This is a genomic window from Flavobacteriales bacterium (assembly GCA_021739695.1).
GTDB lineage: Bacteria > Bacteroidota > Bacteroidia > UBA10329 > UBA10329 > UBA10329.
In genome coordinates this window covers 151,880-171,060 of sequence record JAIPBM010000007.1, presented here as the reverse complement: position 1 = coordinate 171,060, position 19,181 = coordinate 151,880, and the positions used below count along the sequence as shown (strand labels likewise).

At 43.5% G+C, this 19,181-nt stretch carries 17 protein-coding genes and 2 tRNA genes; 8 read left to right on the top strand and 11 right to left on the bottom strand.

All coding sequences use genetic code 11. The annotated features are described in order from the left end of the window. Positions 1–13 precede the first annotated feature (13 nt). The 3 genes from K9J17_06470 to K9J17_06460 all read left to right on the top strand — a co-directional run bounded on the left by K9J17_06470 (position 14) and on the right by K9J17_06460 (position 1,860). Positions 14–925, top strand: a complete 912-nt coding sequence (locus tag K9J17_06470) for a T9SS type A sorting domain-containing protein (GenBank protein MCF8276364.1) — start codon at positions 14–16, stop codon at positions 923–925. Between the two features lie 156 nt (positions 926–1,081). Then, complete coding sequence (locus tag K9J17_06465) at positions 1,082–1,507, top strand: phosphatase PAP2 family protein (GenBank protein ID MCF8276363.1); 426 nt, start codon at positions 1,082–1,084, stop codon at positions 1,505–1,507. After that, complete coding sequence (locus tag K9J17_06460; protein ID MCF8276362.1) at positions 1,504–1,860, top strand: CrcB family protein; 357 nt, start codon at positions 1,504–1,506, stop codon at positions 1,858–1,860. Before K9J17_06465 ends, K9J17_06460 begins: the two co-directional genes overlap by 4 nt. A 3-nt stretch (positions 1,861–1,863) precedes the next feature. Here the strand turns inward: K9J17_06460 and K9J17_06455 are convergent, their stop codons facing one another. The 4 genes from K9J17_06455 to K9J17_06440 form a co-directional block, all read right to left on the bottom strand. Next, positions 1,864–2,136: a hypothetical protein gene (locus K9J17_06455; protein MCF8276361.1), complete on the bottom strand. Its 273-nt coding sequence runs from the start codon at positions 2,134–2,136 to the stop codon at positions 1,864–1,866. Between the two features lie 32 nt (positions 2,137–2,168). Next, positions 2,169–2,522: a hypothetical protein gene (locus K9J17_06450; GenBank protein MCF8276360.1), complete on the bottom strand. Its 354-nt coding sequence runs from the start codon at positions 2,520–2,522 to the stop codon at positions 2,169–2,171. Between the two features lie 255 nt (positions 2,523–2,777). After that, on the bottom strand, positions 2,778–2,930 hold the full coding sequence (locus K9J17_06445; protein MCF8276359.1) for a hypothetical protein: 153 nt from the start codon (positions 2,928–2,930) through the stop codon (positions 2,778–2,780). Positions 2,931–2,957: 27 nt separating this feature from the next. Beyond that, the gene (locus K9J17_06440; GenBank protein MCF8276358.1) at positions 2,958–3,110 is read right to left on the bottom strand and encodes a hypothetical protein; all 153 of its coding nucleotides are present in this window, start codon (positions 3,108–3,110) and stop codon (positions 2,958–2,960) included. A 587-nt stretch (positions 3,111–3,697) separates the two neighbouring features. Between K9J17_06440 and K9J17_06435 the strand changes: the two genes are divergently transcribed. Beyond that, positions 3,698–4,876 carry a hypothetical protein gene (locus K9J17_06435; GenBank protein ID MCF8276357.1) on the top strand — a complete coding sequence of 393 codons (1,179 nt, stop codon included), beginning with the start codon at positions 3,698–3,700 and terminating at the stop codon, positions 4,874–4,876. Here the strand turns inward: K9J17_06435 and K9J17_06430 are convergent. From K9J17_06430 to mutS, 4 genes are all read right to left on the bottom strand, one after another. Next, complete coding sequence (locus K9J17_06430; protein MCF8276356.1) at positions 4,858–5,886, bottom strand: aminotransferase class I/II-fold pyridoxal phosphate-dependent enzyme; 1,029 nt, start codon at positions 5,884–5,886, stop codon at positions 4,858–4,860. The two genes, K9J17_06435 and K9J17_06430, sit on opposite strands and share 19 nt — an antisense overlap. A 15-nt stretch (positions 5,887–5,901) precedes the next feature. Next, positions 5,902–5,986: transfer RNA gene (locus K9J17_06425), tRNA-Leu, on the bottom strand. A 45-nt stretch (positions 5,987–6,031) separates the two neighbouring features. After that, positions 6,032–6,104: transfer RNA gene (locus K9J17_06420), tRNA-Gly, on the bottom strand. A 43-nt stretch (positions 6,105–6,147) separates the two neighbouring features. After that, positions 6,148–8,730 (bottom strand): DNA mismatch repair protein MutS, encoded by a 2,583-nt coding sequence (gene mutS, locus K9J17_06415; GenBank protein ID MCF8276355.1) that lies wholly within the window; start codon positions 8,728–8,730, stop codon positions 6,148–6,150. Between the two features lie 112 nt (positions 8,731–8,842). Between mutS and K9J17_06410 the strand changes: the two genes are divergently transcribed. From K9J17_06410 to K9J17_06395, 4 genes are all read left to right on the top strand, one after another. Beyond that, positions 8,843–9,391, top strand: coding sequence for an RNA methyltransferase (locus K9J17_06410; GenBank protein ID MCF8276354.1), 549 nt, complete (start codon positions 8,843–8,845; stop codon positions 9,389–9,391). Positions 9,392–9,583: 192 nt separating this feature from the next. After that, on the top strand, positions 9,584–10,447 hold the full coding sequence (locus K9J17_06405; protein ID MCF8276353.1) for an RNA polymerase sigma factor RpoD/SigA: 864 nt from the start codon (positions 9,584–9,586) through the stop codon (positions 10,445–10,447). A 21-nt stretch (positions 10,448–10,468) separates the two neighbouring features. Further along, on the top strand, positions 10,469–11,944 hold the full coding sequence (locus K9J17_06400; protein MCF8276352.1) for a glyceraldehyde-3-phosphate dehydrogenase: 1,476 nt from the start codon (positions 10,469–10,471) through the stop codon (positions 11,942–11,944). Between the two features lie 241 nt (positions 11,945–12,185). Beyond that, a complete protein-coding gene (locus K9J17_06395; protein MCF8276351.1) occupies positions 12,186–13,184 on the top strand; it encodes an acyl-CoA desaturase in 999 nt (332 codons plus the stop codon). A 238-nt stretch (positions 13,185–13,422) separates the two neighbouring features. Here the strand turns inward: K9J17_06395 and K9J17_06390 are convergent, their stop codons facing one another. The 3 genes from K9J17_06390 to ftsZ all read right to left on the bottom strand — a co-directional run bounded on the left by K9J17_06390 (position 13,423) and on the right by ftsZ (position 19,096). After that, positions 13,423–15,798, bottom strand: coding sequence for a TonB-dependent receptor (locus K9J17_06390; protein MCF8276350.1), 2,376 nt, complete (start codon positions 15,796–15,798; stop codon positions 13,423–13,425). Between the two features lie 44 nt (positions 15,799–15,842). Beyond that, positions 15,843–16,931 (bottom strand): AI-2E family transporter, encoded by a 1,089-nt coding sequence (locus K9J17_06385; protein MCF8276349.1) that lies wholly within the window; start codon positions 16,929–16,931, stop codon positions 15,843–15,845. A gap of 113 nt (positions 16,932–17,044) precedes the next feature. After that, the gene (ftsZ, locus tag K9J17_06380) at positions 17,045–19,096 is read right to left on the bottom strand and encodes a cell division protein FtsZ (protein MCF8276348.1); all 2,052 of its coding nucleotides are present in this window, start codon (positions 19,094–19,096) and stop codon (positions 17,045–17,047) included. Between the last annotated feature and the right edge of the window lie 85 nt (positions 19,097–19,181).

Genomic DNA, 19,181 nt, shown 5'->3' with positions numbered 1-19,181 from the left:
GTACATTTGCTGAATGAGAAATTGGATTGTCGCTAGCTGTTTATCGATTGTATCGCTAAACCTTAGAGCTCAGGTTACTGATACCTTAGGCTTATCTCAGTATCAATCTGGAACAGCGGTGCTATATGATTCGCCAAATGGAGGATATGCATTTGGTACTAATGGATACCATGATGTTGCCAAGGCGCAAACATATCAAAATGAAGCAACTTTTGTGCTCAAGGAAGTTTTAATGATTTTCGGGAATGTGACTTTCGAATCTGGCGATTCAAGTTCTTTCGTCCGAGTAAACGTGTACGATAATTTCGGGTCAGGCGTACTGATATCTGGCCCAGCCGATTCAATAGCACCAGACAGTATTCTCAGTTTTGTGGACCTGCCTGTGTACAGTTTACTTGCAGACGGGAGTTTTACGGTTGCTGATTTCCGTTTTGATACGTTGGTTGTTTCAGCGGGCACAAGATTTTCCGTTGGTGTTGATTTTAGCGGAGTAGCGCAAGGCGACACGGTTGGCTTGATGTCCACTACCGATGGCGATGCTGTAGACAGGTATGATGCGTGGGAATTGACTTCGAATGGATACTGGTTTGTTGTTGGTCAAGCAGCGTATTCTTGGGGATTGGATGTTGATCTAGCTATTTTTCCGGTAATCGATGAAAACGACCCTGCTGGGGTTTCGGAGCATGAAGATTTTCAGGTTTCATTATACCCGAATCCGTGTAGCAATCAGTTGTATTTCGAGCTTCCTTCAAACTCGAATGTTGCAACAGTAGAGGTGTTTGATATGTCAGGAAAACAGGTGAATTTGAGCTCAGTCAACTGGAGCAATAATTCGCTGGATGTCTCAGCAATTCAGCCTGGAATGTATTTCGTCCAATTATCGTCTAAGAAAGGTTTCTGGACTGAACGTTTCATTAAGTATTAGCTTGTATTGAATGTCATCGGATCATTCGTAGAACTCGATCGACAAATTCTGTTAGCGATAAACGGTTTCGCTGGCAATCCGAATTTGGACAACCTGATGTTACTGGTCAGTTCAAAGTGGATTTCCATTCCATTTTACGGATACATAATATTGAGATTGTATAAAGCGTTTGGGCTTGATAAAACCCTTTGGTTAGTCTTAGCAGCCGCAGTAATGGTGGTGGTCACTGATCAAGGTTCTGTCCATTTTTTCAAAGAAGTGTTTCAGAGATCAAGACCTTGTCATAATTCAGACGTTTTGCCATTCCTCACTTTAATAAACAACAAGTGTGGCGGAAATTATGGGTTCATTTCATCACATGCATCCAACGTATTTGGACTCGCCACTTTTGTTAGTTGCTTGGTGCTGAATAAGGATGGCCAAGCATTGACGATTGCACTGTTTACTTGGGCTGCATTTGTTTCGTTCAGTAGGATTTACCTTGCGGTACATTATCCAAGCGATGTACTTTTTGGAGCGTTTTTTGGCATTCTTGTGGGGTATAGCGTGGCACGTATCACCAATAAAATAGGAGTACAATGACGTATGCTTTGGTTTTTTTTGGAGGAGGGTTAGGAAGTCTGGTTAGATATGCAATTTCAGTCTTTACAATCAAAAACTATAGTGGTTCACTTCCCCTTGCAACCTTTGCAACCAACATATTTAGTTGTCTGCTAATGGCTGCTATTTTTTCGGTGCTGTCAAAAGATGTAGTTGACCATAGATTTGTGAAGGCTGGATTGCTTATCGGGTTTTGTGGTGGCTTCAGTACGTTTTCGACATTCAGTTACGAGACAGTTCAGTTAATGAAAAACGGCAACCATTTGGTTGCCGCTGGAAACGTACTATTAAGTGTCGGAATAAGCCTGATTCTTCTTTACAAGCTGACCAAATAAGAATCAGGTATGAAATACCTCGATGGTAATTTTCCTAGTTTCACCCCCATAAGCGAGTCGGCACTTAATTTTTTTTCCGATCAATAGTTCTCCTTCTTCGTAGTCGTTCCAAATGCTGGTATCGTCACGTTGCACCTGAATTCTTACTTTATCTGCTAGATCAGTTTCTTTGATGGCGATGCTACATGGGTAATGACTGTCGGAAGCAAAGACTTCAGAGCCCGGGCCAAAACCATAATCTGAAACTGGTAACTGAAAGATATCTGAAGGACACATGATGAACTGATTAGCTATTCGTATGTAATTATTTAGGCTACTTTATTTGCGAAGTAGAAGTCTTCGTCATTGTTGATGAATGCGTGAAGACCGTATTCCAAGGCAATTTTCGAAGCGTCTTTAGCGCTTCTTGCGCAAGACATTTCAATCTCATCCATAATATCATTCAATAGTTCGTCAATTACTTGACGAGCCATGATTCGACTAGAAAGATCCTCAGTCGCACCATTCTCATTCTGAAGTTTTGAGATGAATGGCTTGACATACACCAGTTTGTCAGATGAAAATGCTAAAGCTTCTTTCGGTGTGCATAGACCTTTTTGGTAAATGCTATTCAAAGTATCAACTCTTTGCTTGTCTGTTACTGTTGTGAATATTGCTTCCATTTTGCCTTTTGTTTGTCGCTGTTAAATCAATAGCAGCATGATTACGGCATCAAATGTAGGCCTGTATATATAGGTGCACAAGGAAATAGAATTAACTTGATGACACGATTTAATTGATACGCAAAAGACCAAGAAGTTGGTATACAACATCTTAGCCTTGCTAAATGCAATTAAATTTGACTCGGCAGACGCTTCGTCAGAATGGCGAGAATTGACTCGCTATATCAATACCTGATACTTAATCAGGTAGGTAAATCAAAAATCGTCTCCTTCAGCCCCCCAAATAATATAGTCTTTTTCAAGACCAGACTTTTTCACCAACACAGATGCTTCATCTTTTGTGATTTTCTGAGCATCCTTGCTGTTCACTACTCCAAAGGCGATTAAAAAAGCTACTAACAGTTCCATGTGTTCTAGTTTTTTTTAGTTGTTAAATCAGAAATCGTCTCCTTCAGCACCCCAGATGATGTAGTCTTTTTCAAGACCGTTCTTCTTTACAAGTACAGATGCTTCATCTTTTGTGATTTTCTGAGCATCCTTGCTGTTTACTACTCCGAAAGCGATTAAAAAAGCTACTAACAGTTCCATGTGTTCTAGGTTTTTTGGTTACAGTTTCAATTATTGGTTCTTTATGAATCTATCGATGAATCCTGATATTCTGTCGATAAGACTCATCAAATTTACGACAAACGAATCTTAATAACCAAACATTTTATGGTCGAGACGTGGTTTAAATGCTTAACTAACTGATTATCAGGTAGAAAAATTTTATATTATTTCGATGAATAGGGCACATTTGACGATAATGTTGATAAAATCAGTGATGAATCGATGAAAATAACCCATGAACAGAGGTGAGAAGTGTGATATTTGGAGCAATGGATGACTTGATGACTTTGGTCAAGATTCTAAGGACAGGAGAAAGGCGGATGCTGATTCATCTACTGTCTAGAACAACGAACGCAGAGGACAATCTGCGGCTGCAGTTGTTCAAACTTCTTGAAGTTGGTAATACAGATGAGCAATTTATTAAACGAAAATTAGGTGAGACTAGCTCTGCATCTTCGTTCGCGCACCTGAAGAGTCGATTGAAAGAAGATATTCTTAGTGTTCTATTGGTCAAGGAGTCATCGAAGAGAATTGCCCAAGCAAACAGAGCTGCTGAGTTCGAGTGTATGAAGAAAATTGCTCAGGCACATGTGATGATTTTTCGAGGAGCATTGGTTGAAGGGATAAAGGTTCTGAGGAAATCAATGCAAACTGCCGAAAGATTTGAGCTTGTAGGCGAAAAGCTTCAAATGAATCATTTACTGAGGGAATGTCTTATTAGCTCTGCGACTTCAGAGGAGTTAAAGTTGTTGAATGAAGAGATTACCAATGACTTTCAACGCTACGAAGCTTTGTTGTACGTGGAGGAGCAATCCATGCTCTTGTCCAGCCCTGAAATGAGTAAAACGCTGAAGGGCAAGAATAACGAGAAGAAATATGTCGAGTTGATATCCAGTTTGGGGCAATTATACAAGAAGCACAAATTAGCTCGAATTGGATTTTGGTACTATATGGCAGCCACTGAGTACGGAACCAGTAGAAAGGACTTTAACTCAGTCGTTGAATTAGGATTGAAATTCTTGAAACTCGTTGAAAAGAATCCGGCAGTACGTTCGAAGAACAACATTGCAGGGGTAAATCAAACGGTGGGTTTTGCGCAAATGGAGCTCCGGAATTTTAATGAAGCTACCAACCACTTATCTAAGTCAGAAAAATTCTTCCCTGCGGCAGGGTTCAATCGACTTCAGTGTCTGCAATTCCTTGTGCAAGCGCAACTTGCTTCAGGCAATTACTGTGGAGCAGAAGAAACGATCAGTCTTGCCTTGAGCCACCCTCGAATTGCAGCAAGAGAGCATCTTTTGCCACGATGGATTTATATCAACGGATGTGCTCAATTTCTACATTCTGACATGAGTGCGTCCTTCAAATCGTTAAATGCTGAAGGATACTTGCTTAAGCAGCAAGATACTTGGAATATGCAATTCCGATTGCTTGAAATGATGCTTTTGGTTGAAATGAAAGATGAGGAATGGTTGGAGTTTAAATTGGATACGACCCGGAAATTCGTGACGAGACACAAAGAACTTGGCACGCTAAGAGTTCAAGCAGCTCTTGATATTTTAGGTAATTTGCTTCGGAAAGAGTTGAATTTCGATGAACTAAGTCCCAAAAGTCTGACTGCGCTTAAAAATTGTTTGGATGAAACTGAAGGGTATGCTTGGGATCCTGGTGGTCCAGAAATTGTCAGGCTAGATAAATGGGTTGAAAGAAAGATGTCTCCTTCTATTTATCCTGCAGATGAATAAGAAGCTAAGGCCTTCTCTATAATAGAAAAACAATCCTGTGGAAGGTTCAGATGCGTTACAAAACGAATTCGTTGCTTGCCAACTTCAAACGCGTAAATGTCAGAATTACGCAGATGTTCTAAGAAATGAGGCGTTTTGACGCCCTCATTCAGTTTGAACACAACAATATTTGTTTCTACTTCAAGGACCGAGGAAACGAATTCGCAACCTTTCAACGACTTCTCCAGACTTTTCGCAAGAACATGGTCTTCCTGTAGCCGATTTACATTCTGAGATAATGCATACAGCCCAGCAGCGGCCATAAATCCGGCTTGACGCATACCTCCTCCAAGTACTTTCCGTATCCGTGTGGCTTGATGAATGAATGGTTGGTTTCCTATTAAAAGAGAGCCAACGGGAGCGCCCAGTCCTTTGCTCAAGCAGATAGAAATGGAATCAAATACATTTCCGAAATCTTTGGGGCTTCTGTTTTCTACTACTACGGCATTGAATAACCTTGCTCCGTCCAAATGAAGTTTGAGCTTGTTTCTTTGGCAGACATCCTTTATTCTTTCAATCTCATGAAAGTCAAAGATTTTGCCGCCTCCTCGGTTACAAGTATTCTCCATGCAAACCAAAGATGTTCTTGGGAAATGGACATTTTCAGGACGCAGAGAATCTAAAACTTGTTCTGCAGTGAAAACTCCTCTTTGACCAACGAGCGTTTTTGTTGAGGCTCCTGAGTTGAATGCAATACCACCGCCTTCATAATAGTGAACGTGTGCTCCCTCTTCACAGATTACTTCGTCTCCTGGTTGCGTGTGAGCTTTAATCGCGATTTGATTTGTCATTGTCCCGCTGGGACAGAATAGAGCGGCTTCCATTCCAAACATTTCCGCTGCAAAAGCTTGAAGCTCATTTACAGTCGGGTCTTCACCAAAAACATCATCGCCAACTTTAGCGCTGAACATGAACTCCAACATTTGTGGTGTTGGCCTCGTCACTGTATCGCTACGCAGATCGATGATCATGTTCGAGAAGTAATGTACCCGGGACGGGGGTCGAACCCGTACGGCCTCAACGGCCACAGGATTTTAAGTCCTGCGTGTCTACCAATTCCACCACCCGGGCCCAATGCACAAAATCCTCCCGTAGGAGGATTTTGGTTTGAGAGTGAGCGAGAAACGGGATTCGAACCCGCGACCCCGACCTTGGCAAGGTCGTGCTCTACCAACTGAGCTATTCTCGCGAAACTGGATTGCAAAACTAAATATTTTCCCGATTGAACAAAATCACTTTCTACTACCCAAAACTTTCTTGATTTCGTGCAATTTGAGAAGTGCCTCAACTGGCGTAAGTGTATCTATATCAATCTCTTCAATCTCTTCTTTTATCTGTTCCAGTACTGGGTCATCTAATTGAAAGAAACTCAACTGCATGTTATCGACTGAGGTTGTTTTGCTTGATTTCGACTTTTTGGCTCCCGTTACGTGAGATTCTTCAAGTTTAAGCAGTAATTCCTTTGCCCGATTAACAACCGTAGATGGCATGCCGGCCATTTTCGCAACATGGATTCCGAAGCTGTGCTCGGTTCCTCCCGGGACCAATTTTCGTAGGAAAAGAACTTTCTTGCCAACTTCTTTTACACTTACATTGAAATTCTTAACGCGCTCTAAGCGAGTTTCCAGTTCATTTAATTCATGATAGTGTGTAGCGAAAAGCACATTTGGATTCGCCTTGTTTCCCTCGTGCATGAATTCAACAATGGCCATGGCGATGGATATTCCATCATACGTACTTGTTCCACGACCGATTTCATCTAATATGACAAGGCTTTGCGAAGTCATATTATTCAGGATGCTGGCCGCCTCATTCATTTCAACCATGAAGGTAGATTCACCTTGAGCTATGTTGTCTGATGCTCCTACGCGACTGAACACCTTATCTACAATTCCTAACGTGGCACTTTTTGCTGGAACAAAGCAACCCATTTGGGCCATGATGGAAATAAGAGCAGTTTGTCTCAGTAGTGCGGATTTACCAGACATGTTTGGACCGGTAATTACCAAAATCTGCTGAGTTTGGTTGTTCAAATAAACGTCATTCGAAACATAGCTTTCCCCGATTGGAAGCGATTTTTCAATTACTGGATGCCTTCCATCTTGAATTTGAATAATGCTTTCGTCCGTAAATTTTGGTTGAACGTAATGATTGGCATCGCTAACTTCTGCAAATGATAACAGGCAATCGATCTGTGCGAGTAACGTGGCGTTCTGCTGAAGCGAAATGACGTATTTCCCCAAAGTGGCCGCAACTTCTTGATAAAGCCGTGTTTCAAGCGCTTGTATCTTCTCTTCAGCACCAAGTATTTTCTCCTCGTATTCCTTTAGTTCTTCGGTAATGTAGCGTTCGCAATTTACGAGCGTCTGCTTTCTGACCCAGCTTTCGGGAATCTTGTCTTTGTGTGCGTTGGTAGCTTCTAGAAAGTACCCGAAAACGTTATTGAATCCGATTTTCAAGCTCGTGATTCCAGTTGCTTCAGATTCTCGTTTCTGGATTCCAACCAAGTAGTCTTTGCCAGAATAAGCGAGGCTTCGTAATTGATCCAATTCTAAGGAGAAGCCACTTTTTATTACGGAACCTTTGTTAATGTTAATTGACGCTTCTTCCGAGATACTTGTAGCAATGGTATCCAAAGCATGCGAACACGGATTGATGAGGCTGGTTATTTCCGAAAGGCCATGGCTTTTAAGTTCAGCTATCGTTTCAATAACTGAAGGGATTTCAGCGAGTGATCGTCCTAGAGACAATAGTTCGCGAGGATTTACCCGACCAGTAGATAACTTGGATGCCAATCGCTCTAGGTCAGAAATGTTGTTCAGACTTTGAGCAAGTTGTCTTCTGACACTTTCCGACCGAAGGAGTTTGTCAACACTTTCAAGCCTTTTGGTAATCAGCGTTTTCTCTTTTAAAGGAAAAGAAACCCAACGTTTCATCATTCGAGAACCCATTGGAGTTTGGGTCTTGTCCAGAATGTCAATCAGGCACTTTCCATCGCGTTGGTTGGGCCGAAGAATTTCTAAGTTGGCAGCGGTAAACCCATCAACCCACATGTATTTTTCCTCTTCGATCCTTGAAAGGGAATTGATGTGCTCGGTTTTATTATGCTGAGTATCCGACAAGTACTGTAAAGCTGCTCCTGCTGCAACTATTCCCTCTTCTAGATGAGAGATGCCAAATCCCTTCAGGTTTTTTGTTCCAAAGTGATTATTGAGCGTTTCTGTTCCAAACTGAACGGTGTAAACCCAATCTTCCATGGTGAATGTGCAATGACCGTCACCGAACATTTCATGAAACTGGCTACGATAACTTTTTCTAAAAAGCACCTCGCTCGGCTCAAAGTTCTTGATCAGCTTTTTGATGTACAATTCATTCCCTCGAGCAACGAGAAATTCTCCGGTGGAAATGTCGAGGAAGGCGATGCCAATATTCGTTGGACTGAAATGCAAGCTGCACAGAAAGTTGTTTGACCGCTGTTCTAGAACATTATCGTTAAAGGAAACGCCAGGAGTTACCAATTCCGTTACGCCACGTTTTACAATTCCTATCGCCTGTTTAGGGTCTTCGAGTTGATCGCAGATTGCAACTCTGTGCCCCGCACGAACCAATTTTGGTAGGTAGGTTTCCAAAGAATGATGCGGAAATCCTGCCAATTCTATGTGAGAAGCCTTCCCATTTGCCCGCTTTGTAAGGACAATTCCCAAAACGCGAGATGCGCGAATGGCATCTTCTCCGAAGGTCTCGTAAAAATCACCAACTCTGAAAAGCAATAGTGCATCAGGGTATTTCGCCTTGATTGCATTGTATTGCTTCATCAAGGGTGTTTCCTGATCTTTTGTTCCAGATGTTTTGGCCAAGATTATCTGTTTTACTTTGCGTTCAGAATCGCGCTAAGTTAACCATATACGCAAGGCATCAAACAGTACAATGGCTAAAGAGAAAGGTAGAAAATTGACGATGCAGGAACTTGGCAGAAAGTCAGTTTCCGAGTTTCAAGGAGCTGATAAGATTCCGGTTGTGGTTGTTCTTGATGATGTAAGAAGCCTTCATAATGTCGGATCTGTTTTCAGAACCGCTGATGCATTTTCTGTTCAGAAGATTTTGCTTTGCGGAATTACAGCACAGCCACCGCATCGGGAGATTGAAAAAACAGCCTTAGGCGCCACTGAATCAGTAGAGTGGGAGTATGCAGATCGTTGCAGTGATGCCGTAGCGAAACTCAAATTAGATGGCTTTCGAATATTAGGTATAGAACAAGTTGCCGGAAGCATAGAACTAGGTAATTTTCAGTTTGCGAATGATGCTAAACTGGCACTAATTTTCGGCAACGAAGTAAAAGGAGTATCGCAAGATGTTTTGGATATTTGCGATGATTTCATTGAAATACCACAGACAGGAACCAAACATTCGTTGAATATTTCTGTCTCAGCGGGAATTGTTATTTGGGAGCTTTATCGGAAATCACGCCCTGATTGATCGTTTACTATCTTTCTAGCAGATTGGTCGTGCCACAAAAAAGAAACAATTGAGGCGATTTGTCGTTTGAATTATGACGGTTGCACAGCCTGTCTCTTTTATATTGTATAAAATAGCCTTTCTGTGTATCTTTGCAGCCCTTTTTGGGGATGGTGTAAAGAGCCGTCAGATCACTTAACTGAAATAGACAATATGAGACAACTTAAGATCACCAAATCGATTACTAATCGTGAGAGTGCTTCGCTTGACAAATACCTACAGGAAATTGGCAAGGAAGATCTTATCACTGCGGACATGGAAGTAATTCTGGCGCAGCGAATTAAAGCTGGTGATCAAGCTGCTTTGGAAAAATTGACCAAAGCGAATCTTCGTTTCGTTGTCTCTGTTGCGAAGCAATACCAAAATCAAGGGTTGAGCCTACCGGATTTGATCAACGAAGGAAACTTAGGATTGATCAAAGCAGCTCAACGTTTTGACGAAACACGCGGTTTCAAGTTCATTTCTTACGCTGTTTGGTGGATTCGTCAATCGATTCTACAAGCGTTGGCAGAGCAATCAAGAATTGTTCGTTTGCCTTTGAACCAAGTAGGTTCTTTAAATAAGATCAACAAGGCTTTTTCTAAATTGGAGCAGGAGTTTGAGCGCGAGCCATCTGCTGAGGAACTTTCTGAAGTTCTAGAAATTCCAGAAGAGAAAATTGCTGATACAATGCGCGTTTCTGGACGTCACGTATCAATGGACGCACCGTTCGTTCAAGGAGAAGACAACAGCCTTTTGGACGTGTTGGTGAATCACGATTCGCCACGTGCCGATAGTACGCTGATGAACGAGTCGCTTCAAAAAGAAATTGAGCGTTCACTTTCCACGCTGACAGAGCGCGAAAGAGATGTGGTGAAACTGTTCTTCGGAATTGGAATGAACCACGGATTGACCTTGGAAGAGATCGGAGCAAAATTCGACCTTACGAGAGAGCGTGTTCGTCAGATAAAGGAAAAAGCTATCAGAAGACTGCGTCACACTTCGCGCAGCAAACTGCTGAAAGCATATCTAGGATAATCTAACCACAAATCCATTTTCATGAGTATTGATACGATTGCTTCAAATTCCAAAGGGACTTTTGAGGCAGAGTTGAACAATTGGATCGGCCGAGAAAAAGCCGCTATCCAGTTGATGTCTATTGTCGGAACTTTGCGTTTTGACCGAGCTGTTGAATTGGTCATTTTCCGCCAGCAGTTGCATGACTGCAACGTGGGAGAAATTTTGGCCCATCACGAATATGCTCGTAAAATGGTGCGGAAACCGATCACCATTTTCGATAGTCTCCAAGTTGCCCAAGGATTGGTAAGCATGAATTTGGCACCTGCCAAAATCGACCTTGGAAAATTGACACATGAGTGGTTAGAAGCCCGCACCAAGGGTGAAACCATCGAGACCTTTTTAGGAGGAACTATTGGCACAATGGTAGCCGATGGTCGTGAACCATCAGCTCCGCAAGATGTAGTGCTTTACGGATTCGGACGTATCGGTCGATTGGCAGCTAGAGAGTTGATCTCTCAATCTGCTAAAGGCGATCAGCTGCGACTTCGTGCTATTGTTACGCGTTCAAACTCTGAACACGATATTTACAAGCGTGCCGATCTTCTCAGAACGGATTCCATTCACGGTCCGTTTCCTGGTACCATCGAAGCAGATGTTGAGAAAAAGGCGTTGATCGTAAACGGTCACACGATTCTTCTAATTGCAGCCAACAATCCTTCAGAGATTGATTACACTCAATATGGCATCAACGATGCGCTGATCATTGATAACACTGGTGTTTGGAGAGATGCAGACGGATTGGGTCAGCATTTGAAATCGAAAGGCGCGAGTAAAGTAATGTTGACTGCTCCTGGCAAGGGTGATATTCCAAACATTGTTCATGGCGTAAATCACTTGAATTTCAATCCAGATGATCACAATATCTGGTCAGCGGCTTCTTGTACGACCAATGCCATTTCTCCAGTTTTGGCTGTAATTGAAGCTAAATTCGGAGTGGAGAAAGGTCATATTGAGACCATTCATGCCTACACCAACGACCAGAATTTGTTGGATAACTACCACAAGAAATATCGTAGAGGACGTTCTGCCGCTTCAAATATGGTTATCACCGAAACTGGTGCCGGAAGTGCTGTTGCAAAGGTAATTCCAACACTTGGAGGCAAGTTGACCTCGAATGCCGTTCGTGTTCCGGTGCCAGATGGTTCGTTGGCTATTTTGAATCTTACTTTGAAGACAAAGGTTTCATTGGACGATATTGATGCTGCAATGAAAGATGCTGCATTGAACGGAAGCCTTGTTGAGCAGATTCGTTATTCGACTTCACACGAATTGGTTTCTTCGGATATTGTTGGCGACAGCTGCGCTTCTATCTATGATAGCAAGGCAACGATTGTTTCTCCTGATGGAATGAATGTGGTGATCTATGCTTGGTACGATAATGAGTATGGATATACACGACAAGTACTACGACTTTCAAAGTACGTGAGCAAGGTGCGAAGACTGCACTATTATTAAGAAAACAGACTTTTAAAGTAAAGCCGATGTGAATTTTCACATCGGCTTTTTTGTTTCTGTTATTCGTCAAGTGGCGTTCCATGCAAGTGCCTATCTTCATCGTCTTACAAACAAGAACATGACCCAATTACAGAGATTGAAATTTTCGCGCACTGCCGATGTGGAATTTGTGAAGACCCTTAAAGCACGTGTTGCTGATTATTTTGAAGACAAGCAGGTTTCTAAACAGGGGAATGCTGGAATGGTCGTGAAAACGGTTTCTCTTCTATTGCTTTATCTCGTGCCGCTCGGATTGATCATTTCAGGAGTGGTTTCACATTGGGCCATTCTGTTCGTGATGTGGGTGATGATGGCGGTTGGAATGATCGGCATTGGTATGTCTATTATGCACGATGCAAACCATGGGTCCTATTCAAAGAACCCGAAGGTGAATAAAGCTTTGGGCTATTTGATCAATATTGTTGGCGGCAGCGCTATTGTGTGGAAGATTCAGCATAATGTGCTCCATCATTCTTTTACCAATATTGATGGACACGATGGCGATATTGATACAGGCGGAATCCTTCGACTTTCGCCAAATACTAAGCGTCTTTGGATTCACAGATTGCAGGCATTCTATGCTTGGTTTCTATACGGAATGATGACCATCAATTGGGCAACGTTCAAGGATTTCCTGCAGATGTTGGATTTCCGTAAAAAAGGATTGACAGTGAAAGGTCGCGGTAAATTCACCATGCAGCTAACAAGAATGACCATTGCCAAATTGCTCTATTGGGGAATTGTACTTGCGCTTCCGATGTGGCTCAATCCAGCTTCGTGGTGGTTGACGTTGATCTTCTTCTTTACCATGCATTTTATTGCTGGCGTATTCAGTGCAACTGTATTTCAATCGGCACACGTGGTGCCGGATGCTGCATATCCGGTTGCTCCAGAAGATGGTAGAGTAGAGGAAAGTTGGTTTGTTCACCAATTGCGAACCACATGCAATTTCTCACCCAAGAGTCGCATTTTCTCTTGGTTTGTGGGTGGTTTGAATTACCAGATCGAGCATCATCTATTTCCTAGTATTAGCCATGTGCATTATCGCAAGCTGTCGCAGATAGTGCAGCAAACCGCCAAGGAGTATGGCATTCCATATCATGTGTACCCCAATTTTATGGTTGTGGTATGGCAACACACCAAGCATTTATGGCGATTGGGCAATTCTCCAAGACCAATCTTGGTACCAATACGTGAATAACATAGTTGTGCAGATAGTAGTTTGCGTAGAATTGGGCTACGTGATACACTGAAATTCAATCTTCGTTGTTAAAATGACCATTTTTGGTCATTAATAAGTTGGTAACATTGGTTAGGTTTGAATTAACATTCAACCCCCATTGATGAAACCAGAAGAACTATTGGTACTACGCGTCCTACGATTTGTGATTGTTATGAGCTTGGCAGCTGCTCTTATGTGGATGGCTTATAAAGGATAATCAGCCTTTCGCTTTTTTAGTGCCTCCTTTGCTGGCATAAAAATCGACCTGAAATGCCAAAATTGGAATCAATCCCATCTGATATTTGTACGCCAATTTATTATTCTGTTTATCGTAGTACTGACGCAAGATGTTCTTGTGGTCAATGAAGTTTCCAAGATTGAGCGAAAGTGTCCAAGAGTATTTGGGTTTGTTCTGCCTGTACGAAATTTGAAGGTCGGGTCGTATGTAGGTAGGATATGTTTTGGTAAAGGCCAACGAATCGATGGTGATGGCTTCTCGCGCAGCAGTGGAAGCCGCCAGATCGATAGGTGTGTAACGAAATCCGCCCATTACACCTAATCGGAATCCGAATTCCAAAGCGCTGTTCTTGAACTGAACTTCGTAACCGCCCATAACGGAAACAGTGAATCTGCTATCATAGGCTCCAGAGTAGGTTTTACCATTGAGCGGTGTATACGATGATCGGAACACCGAGCCATTGACCACAAAAAACCAGTGTTTGGCATAGTATCGTTGTATGGAAACATCCAGGCCATAATTCATGCCTATGCCTTTGTTTACCAAAGAATCTTTGGCGTAGCCAGAGCGCTCATTCAAGATCATGTAGGTGCTTGATGGGTCGGAACTCACCGGCAAATGATAGAGGTATTGGAAATAGGGCTCTATCTTGAATTTGTAATTGTGCAGAAAACTAAGCTCATAACTGAGCACGAAATGATGACTTTGCACCATTTTCAGGTCTTTGTTCGGGAAGTATATTGACCCGTCTGGCCGTGTGAATTGCGTGAAATAGGAACCCAATGGCAGATACTGGCCGTGCAAACCATAGCCAAAGGACAACTGCTGTCCGTTGTCCATTTTTTGAGTGATGCTCAATCGTGGTTCGATGGAGTAGGTATTGTTCAGTGATAGATATGTGGCATGCACGCCTCCAACGAGAGTGGTGTTTGCTGTTGGCCGATACTTGGCCTGAACGTAGGGCTGTAAGGTGGTGGCAGCACCCGATCCATCAATTAAAACCAAGGTTTGGTTAAGCGAATCGACAAATTTTGATTCGTGGAAGGAGTAGAAATTCTCATCGGCATGTAGTCCTGCCCGTAAGCTCAATTTACTGCTCAGTTTACGATTGTAATAACTGTGAATAACGGCTCGCGTATTATTGAAATGGGTGTCTCGCGTGGGATGTAGCACATAATTGAGGTCTAAAGTGTCATCTCCATCCACCACATCGTTGTAGGTGATGGCCATTACGGTTTTCAGGTACGAACGTTCATTGAGCAACTGGGTCCACGAAACACCCATCACACCCAAATTGGTTTTAAGTGTGGTCTTGAACCTGTTCACGTAATCAACCCATTGGGCTGTGTCTTTCTTCACAATGCCCTCTTCTTTGCTCAATCCACCAATGCCGAAAATGCTGATACGTGATTTTTTGCTGTTCGGTAAATTGATCTTGAATGAAAGATCCTGATAGGTATTGTTGGTGTTGGCATCAACCACATATAGCCCCATGGCGCCCAAAATCCCCAAGGTGGAATAGCGGTAGTTGAAGATATAGGAAGAGCCATCATTCTTTTTGGTGAGCGGTCCTTCTGCACCAGCATTGATGCCCAAAACCCCGGCCCGCACCATGAATTCGTGTCGTTCCGTATTTCCATTTCTGAAGCTGATGTCGAACACACCTGCAAATGCGTTTCCGTACTCGGCAGGGAATGCACCTGTGCTAAAATCGGTATTGCCCATCACGTGCGGAGAAAGGGCTGTGATGCCTCCGCCCGAAGAACCTGGTCGCGAAAAGTGGTTGAGATTGGGAACATCAATGCCTTCCAATCGCCATAGGATACCAGCTGCGGAGTTCCCGCGCACGATCACGTCATTATCATTATCCTGCGCTGCCGTTACTCCAGGAACATTTAGTGCCACACGGCCAGGGTCGTTGATGCTACCCGCAAAACGCTGGGTTTCCTTAATGCTGAACGAGCGTGAACTGATGGTCATCATTTCGTTTTTGGTCTGTCCATCCTGTGTGGCTACAACCTTTACTTCATCGGTCATGTGCACGCTTTCAGACAAGTCAATATCAATGCTCATTTCCTTGCCCGAACTGAGGGTTATGAGGCCACTGCTCCAAGGTTCATATCCGATGTAAGAGCACTTTACTTCCAATCGGCCAACCGGAACGTTTTCAATCTCAAACTTTCCATCAATATCGGTAGACGAGCCCAACACGCCATCCATCTCTACAAACACGGTAGCGCCTATAAGTGGCTGTTTGGAGTCTGCATCTACCACGGTTCCAATAATGCGCTGGTTGCGTTGGGCCATGGCCGAGAACGAAAGCAACAGAGCGGTAAGAAAGATCAACTGCTTCATGCAGGCAATTTAGTCAAAAGCGCTAGCTGTACAGATCTTTGGAATCAACCCTCCCCTGTAAGCGCCTTCACCACTTTGAACTGATTGAAGAATTCGCCCACGAACACGCGGCCGATGCTGTAGGTTGGTACTGCGAGGATCATTCCAGCAATACCTGCCACGTTGCCAGCCATCAGAATCACAAGGAAGATTTCCAACGGATGTGCCTTCACGCTTTGTGAGTAGATGTAGGGTTGTAACAAGAAATTGTCGAGCATTTGCGCGGCTGCATAAACGATGGCCATTTGTCCGGTAAGGGAAAGCATAGAAGCAAAGTCGAGGCCTTCGGTGTTGGTGCTTATTCCGATGATGATACCGATGGCTGCACCAATAATTGGACCCACGTACGGAATGACGTTGAAGAGACCTGCAAGGAAGCCGATGAGCAACGCATTATCAATTCCAACAATGGCAAGGCCAACGGAAACGATGGTCATGACAATGGCTACTTCGATGATCACGCCAATGAAGTAGCGCGTAAGTAGTTCTTTGCTTTTATGCAGCACCTTTCCAATGCGTTCTTCGTACTGGTCGGGCACGAGGGTCATGATCATGTTTTTGAACAGACCTTGGTCTTTTAGGAAGAAAAAGGTGATGAAGGTAATGGCGAAGAAAGCGATGAATATATCGCCTGTGAGGCCAAGTGCATATTGCACGCTATCGCCCACCGCAGAAATATCGAAAAGGTTGGTAAGCAGTTTTTTGAGTTCGGTTTGCAACACGATAGGTGCTTCAGTCAATTGGAATTGATTGAGGTAATCCTGCGCCAATTGAACGGGACCTTGGATGTTGACGAGTGTTTCTTCAACACTTACATTAGAAAGCTTGCGCGCTTCATCGGCCACCATTGGAATGAACGCACTAATGATTCCTCCGAAGAAGGAAAGTAAACCCAAAATGGTGAATGTTGCGGCCAACGCCCGTGGCATGTGACGTCCTTTGAAATTGATCTTTAGCAAGAATCGAATGATAGGTTCGCCAATAAGCGAGATGATGCCAGCGATTAGAATGTAGGTGATGATGGTGTGGAAATACCACGCCAGTAGTACCAGAATAATGATGATGGGAAGATAAATCCAGTTACTGAATTTCATGATTTGGAGCTGCGATTGGTCTACGAACTTAACAAAGCAAGCGTTAGAAGCAAAAAAAGAAGCAACCCCCATTTGATGGAGATTGCTTCACTTTAGTTGCTACCAGATGTTTCTTAATCTACCGATTGATGAAGGAAATCGTTTCCATCACTCAGTGCACCACGTCTGTTGCCGTTCTCATCGGTCTCGTCCGTGTCGCGTACGTCAAATCGTGTAACAGAACTTTCAGACGAATGTGGCGTGTCTGCAAGGTTCACGTTTCGTCTTTTAAAAGCAGGAACGTTCTCCAATTCGGCCAAACTGTTTGGCGAACGGAATCGTGCATTCATGCTTTTCAGACGCTCCATGCGCTCTTGTTGTTTGCGCTGCATTTCCTCTGTGTCGATTGAATTTTCGAACGGAAGACTGCGTGTCATCAACTTTGGCTCTTCTACAAGATTGCTGTTTGTAGTGCTGCTTGCAGTAGTCGGTTCGTCATCATACAAACTGAAGGTTTTGATCTCCGTATCAGCTGTTGGTGTCACGCTTTTTAGCTCAAATTCGATCTCTGTAGCTGTTTCTGTTGTAATGATGTTGTCATCAAAAGTGTCTTCTTCCTCTTCTTCAAATAACTCGTTCGTTAACTCTTGAACGGGTTTATCTCGGAATAGGCTGAAAGGCTGCATCGCAGGAGTTTCAGTCAACTCTTCTTCTTCCGTTTCTTCAGCTACTGGAAGTTCGTTCACTTCCTCTTTGGCTTCAACAGTAAGATTGGTATCGAACGTTGCAGCTATTTCAAAATCATCTTCGTCTTCTTCCTCATTGTAAAGCGGAAACTCTTCGCCTTCCTTAATTCCGATCATCTCAGGAGCTTCTGCATCAAGCAATGCGTTCAGTTCAAGGTCTGTTTCATCTACCTTGAAAGCCATAAGTGAAGCTGAAGCTACTTCGTCTTCCAACGTATGCTTGATCACAGGTTCTGTTGGTGTGATCTCCGCCTTCATGTTGGTGGTTGGAGGCGTTAGAAGATCTGCGTGGTCGGTAACCGTGGTCTTGTTCAATGGCGAATTGAACAGAACTGGTCGAGCTGTAAGGCCAGAAGGAATGGAGGATTTCTCTTCTGTTGTTGCCTTTGGTGCTTCGGCCATTGGTTTTGGAGCTTCTGTTCTAGTTGGGCGTGTGTCCAAGGTATGGCGGATCACATTCTCCTTTCCAGTAACTCTTTCCAGTTTTTCGCCAGAAAATCCAGTGGCGATGATTGTCAGTGTCAACTCATCGTTCAGGTCTTCATCGGTGCCGTTACCCCAAATAACATCAGCATCCATTCCAGCTTCATCCTGAATGTAATCAGTGATCTCTGCCACTTCGTCCATCGTAACTTCATCTTTACCAGAGCTGATGTAGAGGAGGATATTGCTAGCTCCAAAGATGTTGTTGTCGTTGAGAAGAGGAGAGGCCAATGCTTGCTCCACGGCTTTGATGGCGCGGTCTGGACCAGAAGTAGTTGCCGATCCCATGATGGCCACACCAGATTTGGTCATAACGGTACGGACGTCTTCAAAATCCACGTTCACATAACCTTCTACGGTAATGATCTCGGCAATGCCTTTAGCGGCAATGGTCAATACATCATCTGCCTGACCGAATGCTTCGCTAAGTTTCAGGTTTCCGTACATCTCGCGCAGTTTGTCATTAGAAATGATAAGCACAGTATCAACGTGCTTTTTCAATTCTTCCAGACCAAAATCTGCCTGCAGCTTACGTTTCTTTCCTTCGAAACCGAACGGAATGGTAACGATACCTACAGTTAAGATACCTAGTTCACGAGCGGCTTCAGCAATTACTGGAGCAGCACCTGTTCCGGTTCCACCGCCCATACCAGCAGTAATGAAAACCATTTTGGTACCGTGCAATACCTCTTTGATATCGTCTAGGTTTTCGATGGCAGCGTTGCGACCGACTTCCGCCTGTGCGCCTGCACCACGACCTTCCGTTAGACTCGATCCCAGCGCGATCTTCTTCGGCACAGGGCTCATGTCCAGCGCTTGTTGGTCTGTATTACAGACCACGAAGTCGACACCTCTGATTCCTTGTTTGTACATGTGGTTTACGGCATTTGAGCCGCCTCCACCTACTCCTATCACCTTGATGATAGAGGTTTCCTCTTTGGGGAGATTGAAATTCATCATTTCCTTAGCCATTTTTCCTCCGATTTTGGTTATGGGTTAATTGGGTTTCTGTTTAGGTTTTAGGTCTTAGGCGTTAGCCTTT

Bases quoted from the DNA above. Each gene is read 5' to 3' on its own strand.
- mutS (MCF8276355.1), bottom strand. From the start codon at position 8,730: ATGAAGCAATACAATGCAATCAAGGCGAAATACCCTGATGCACTATTG.
- K9J17_06430 (MCF8276356.1), bottom strand. From the start codon at position 5,886: ATGATCATCGATCTGCGTAGCGATACAGTGACGAGGCCAACACCACAA.
- K9J17_06435 (MCF8276357.1), top strand. From the start codon at position 3,698: ATGAAGAAAATTGCTCAGGCACATGTGATGATTTTTCGAGGAGCATTG.
- K9J17_06440 (MCF8276358.1), bottom strand. From the start codon at position 3,110: ATGGAACTGTTAGTAGCTTTTTTAATCGCTTTCGGAGTAGTAAACAGC.
- K9J17_06410 (MCF8276354.1), top strand. From the start codon at position 8,843: ATGGCTAAAGAGAAAGGTAGAAAATTGACGATGCAGGAACTTGGCAGA.
- K9J17_06460 (MCF8276362.1), top strand. From the start codon at position 1,504: ATGACGTATGCTTTGGTTTTTTTTGGAGGAGGGTTAGGAAGTCTGGTT.
- K9J17_06445 (MCF8276359.1), bottom strand. From the start codon at position 2,930: ATGGAACTGTTAGTAGCTTTTTTAATCGCCTTTGGAGTAGTGAACAGC.
- K9J17_06400 (MCF8276352.1), top strand. From the start codon at position 10,469: ATGAGTATTGATACGATTGCTTCAAATTCCAAAGGGACTTTTGAGGCA.
- K9J17_06455 (MCF8276361.1), bottom strand. From the start codon at position 2,136: ATGTGTCCTTCAGATATCTTTCAGTTACCAGTTTCAGATTATGGTTTT.
- K9J17_06390 (MCF8276350.1), bottom strand. From the start codon at position 15,798: ATGAAGCAGTTGATCTTTCTTACCGCTCTGTTGCTTTCGTTCTCGGCC.
- ftsZ (MCF8276348.1), bottom strand. From the start codon at position 19,096: ATGAATTTCAATCTCCCCAAAGAGGAAACCTCTATCATCAAGGTGATA.
- K9J17_06470 (MCF8276364.1), top strand. From the start codon at position 14: ATGAGAAATTGGATTGTCGCTAGCTGTTTATCGATTGTATCGCTAAAC.
- K9J17_06450 (MCF8276360.1), bottom strand. From the start codon at position 2,522: ATGGAAGCAATATTCACAACAGTAACAGACAAGCAAAGAGTTGATACT.
- K9J17_06405 (MCF8276353.1), top strand. From the start codon at position 9,584: ATGAGACAACTTAAGATCACCAAATCGATTACTAATCGTGAGAGTGCT.
- K9J17_06385 (MCF8276349.1), bottom strand. From the start codon at position 16,931: ATGAAATTCAGTAACTGGATTTATCTTCCCATCATCATTATTCTGGTA.
- K9J17_06395 (MCF8276351.1), top strand. From the start codon at position 12,186: ATGGTCGTGAAAACGGTTTCTCTTCTATTGCTTTATCTCGTGCCGCTC.